Below are 3,460 nucleotides of genomic sequence, written 5' to 3'. Positions count from 1 at the left end.
CCGGCGGCAGAACTTCAATGCCCCGGGCAACATGCGGCGCTCCAACGCGGAGCACCGCCGCATCTACGAGGCGATCGCCAGGGGCAATGCGGCCAAGGCGAAGCAGTACGCCGAGGAGCACATCGAGGCGGGGCGCCAGCGGCTGCTGGCGGCAACGGATTCGTGACCCCGGTTTCGCGGCGGATTCGTAGGCTGGTGCTGAGAGCGCGATAGCGCCGAAGCCCGGCGATGCGCGAGCGCCGCGAAGCGCTGGGCTTCGGGCTTCGCCGCTCAGCACCAGCCTACGCGATCCCGCCAACACCCGCGCAACGTCGCGCCGCCGCCATCCGCGCCGCGATCCGCACCGCCTGCTCCAGGGCGCCGGTCTCCGCCTTGCCCTGGCCCACGATGTCGAAGGCCGTGCCGTGGGCGGGCGTGGTGTAGATCGTGCGCAGGCCCGCCGTCACGGTGACACCCTTGTGGAAGCCCAGCAGCTTGGTCGCGATCTGGCCCTGGTCGTGGTACATGATGACCACGCCGTCGTACTCGCCCCTGAGCGCCTTCAGGAAGATCGCGTCCGAGGAGACCGGCCCCCTCACCGCGACGCCCTCCTCCTGCAACCGCCGCACCGTGGGCGCGATCAGGCGGATCTCCTCGTCGCCGAACAGGCCGCCTTCGCCGCAGTGCGGGTTGAGCGCCGCCACGCCGATGCGCGGATGCTCGAAACCGCGCTCGCGCAAGGTCGTGTCCGCCAGCCGCACCGCGGCGCCGATGCGCTCCGGCGTGATCAGGTCCAGCGCGCGCCGCAGTGAAACGTGCGAGGTGACGCGGAAAGTGGAGAACTGATCGATCACGTTCATCTCGCCGAAGAAGCCCTCGTGGGCGTTCCAGGCGGCGAACATCTGGTGCTCGTCGGGATACTTCCAGCCGCCCGCGTGCAGGGCCGCCTTGGACAGGGGCGCGAAGGTGACGGCGTCGATCTTCCCCTCCTGGGCCAGGCGCGTCATGTGCAGCAGCGTCTCGCCGGTGAGCCGGCCCGACTCGGCGGAGTTCTCGCGCCGTGGCAAGGCGGCGGGATCGATGTTGCCCAGGTCCAGCACCGGGATTTCGTCGCGCGACCAGTCGATCGCCTCCAGCGCGCCATGCGCACGCCAGGCCGGCTGCACGCCCGCTTCCCGGCAGCCCAGTTCCCACACGCGAGCGTCGCCGATCACGACGACCCGCGCCACCTCGCGCAGGCGGCCGCCGGCGAGCAGCTTCGCCGTGATCTCGGGGCCGATCCCGGTCATGTCGCCGGGCATCAGGCCGACCAGGGGCCGCACGTCAGCTCCGGTCATGCGCCAGCGCCGCCATCAGCGTCGAGATCTTCGGCAGCGACTCGAGGTCCCGCACCAGCGCGACGACCTCCTCCGCCCGCGGCTGCGGAAAGCGGGCGAACTCCGCGTTCTCGCGGAACTTGTCGGCCACCTCGTCGTAGCTCATGGGCATGGCGGGGCTGCCCTTGCCGAAATCCGCCCGGCCCGAGACCTTGCGGCCGTTGGCCAGCTCGATGTCGATCAGCGTGGTCATCTTGTGGTAGCCCGCGGCCTCCGCGTCCTGGTCGACGACGAAGTCCACCTTCTCGATCATCGCCTGCACGTCGGGCCGCAGCACGACGGCGTCGGTGAATTCGTTCAGCCCCGCGCGGCCTTCCAGCAGCAGGATGGCCATGCAGAACTCCATCGAGAACTTGGCCTGCAGCTCGTTCTGCGGCCGGTGGTGGATCAGCGCGTTGGGCATGTTGCGGTTGGTGCCCACGCGCACCCCGACGACGTCCCTGGCCTCGATGCGGTGCTCGCGGATCAGGCGCAGCATCTCCGTCATGCCCGGGTGCGTGAGCGAGCCCGAGGGATGCGGCTTGATCGAGACGCCCGGCTCCGCGAAGGTCCAGGGCTGCCCCAGCTTGCCGGCGATGGCCTGGCTGTCGTAGCCGCCGCCGGCGGCGCTGAAGAAGCCGCGCGGGGCCTCCAGGATCCTGTCGGTCGCTGTCCAGCCGTAGGAGGCGAACTGCGCCGCCGCCACGCCGCTTTCCGAGGCGCGGCCGGCGTGGAAGGGCTTGGTCATGGTGCCGAAGTTCTCGCGCAGGCCGGCCGACTGGCTGCCGGCGATGGAGAGCGCCCGGGCCGTCGCTTCCTCGTCCAGCCGCAGCAGCTTGGCCGCCGCCGCTGCGCCGGCGAAGGTGCCGCAGGTGGCGGTGGAATGGAAGCCGGTCTGGTAGTGCCGCGGGTGGATCGCCTCGGAGATCTTGCACTCCACCTCCACGCCCAGGTGGTAGGCGAGCATGGCCTGCGCGCCGCTCGCATCCGTCGCCTCGCCGATCGCCAGCGCCGCGGGCAAGGCGGGCGCGGTGGGGTGCGTGAGCAGGCCGTAGACGCGGTCGGTGGCCACGGCCAGCTGCGTGTCGTCGTAGTCGTCGGCGTGGATGCCCACGCCGTTGGCGAAGGCGGCGAAGCGCGGCGCCACCTTGCGCCGGGTGCCGATCACGGTGGCAGGCCCGGGCCCGAGCTGCAGGTCGTCGAGGTGGCGCCGCACCAGCGCACCGAGATGGCTGGCGCCGCCGGAGAGCGCGAGGCCGAGGCCGTCGAGGATGGACTTCTTGCCCAGCGCCACCACGTCCTGCGGCAGGTCCGCCAGCTGCGTGCTGCAGATGAAATCCGACACGTAGCGCGTCAGGTGCTCCGTCGCCTGCTGTTCGATGATGCTCACGATGCTCCTCCGGGTGGGATGGGGTGGTTCAGTGCGCCAGGGCGCGGCAGTGCTCGGGCGGCAGGTGCAGCCAGACGCTTTCGCCGGGCGGGATGCTCAGGCCGGCGGGCGCGACCGCGCGCACCGATTCGCCGTCCGGCAGGTGGACCAGGTAGTCGCGGTGCGAACCCAGGTAGATCTGGCGCGCCACCCGGCCCTGCACGATGTTGGTCTCGGTCTCGGGCCGGCCGCGGCTGATGCGGACGTCGTGGTGGCGCACTGACACCGCGGCGCCCTCGCCGCTCTCGAACTCACCGGAGCCGCAGCGCAGCACCAGGCCGTTGCCGCAGTCCACGGCGTCGGCGCCGTCCCAGCGGCCGCGGAACACGTTGGTGCCGCCGATGAAGCGGGCCACGAACTCGGTGCGCGGGCGCTGGTAGATCTCCTCCGGCGAGCCGGCCTGCTCGATCACGCCCTGGTTCATCACCACGATCACGTCCGCCGTGGTCATGGCCTCGGCCTGGTCGTGCGTGACGTACACGGTGGTGTAGCGGTACTTGTCGTGCAGGCGGCGGATCTCGAAGCGCATCTCCTCGCGCAGGTTGGCGTCCAGGTTGGACAGCGGCTCGTCCAGCAGCAGCGTCTCGGGCTCCACCACCAGCGCGCGGGCGAGCGACACGCGCTGCTGCTGGCCGCCCGAGAGCTCGCCGGGATAGCGCTGCGCGAGCTGCGAGAGCCGGGTGGCCGCGAGGATGGT

4 protein-coding genes are annotated in these 3,460 nt (G+C 71.2%); 1 reads left to right on the top strand and 3 read right to left on the bottom strand.

What is annotated here, in order from left to right; translation table 11 throughout:
- On the top strand, positions 1-166 hold a 166-nt coding region (locus VFM98_RS06460; RefSeq protein WP_325109084.1), incomplete at its 5' end, for an FCD domain-containing protein.
- A gap of 115 nt (positions 167-281) precedes the next feature.
- On the opposite strand, the gene VFM98_RS06455 is transcribed toward VFM98_RS06460, so the two are convergent.
- The 3 genes from VFM98_RS06455 to VFM98_RS06445 all read right to left on the bottom strand — a co-directional run.
- Entirely contained in the window at positions 282-1,316 is a 1,035-nt protein-coding gene (locus tag VFM98_RS06455; RefSeq protein WP_325109083.1) for a PdxA family dehydrogenase, read from the bottom strand.
- Entirely contained in the window at positions 1,303-2,724 is a 1,422-nt protein-coding gene (locus VFM98_RS06450) for an MmgE/PrpD family protein (RefSeq protein ID WP_325109082.1), read from the bottom strand. The genes VFM98_RS06455 and VFM98_RS06450 overlap by 14 nt, the downstream gene beginning before the upstream one ends.
- A 28-nt stretch (positions 2,725-2,752) precedes the next feature.
- Positions 2,753-3,460 (bottom strand): ABC transporter ATP-binding protein (locus VFM98_RS06445; RefSeq protein WP_325109081.1); only part of this gene is annotated, 708 nt, incomplete at its 5' end.

The sequence above is a fragment of the Ramlibacter sp. genome (genome assembly GCF_035706265.1).
Taxonomy (GTDB): Bacteria; Pseudomonadota; Gammaproteobacteria; order Burkholderiales; family Burkholderiaceae_C; genus Ramlibacter.
Note: the sequence above shows the minus strand (reverse complement) of the source record. Positions and strands in the feature narration are given on the sequence as shown.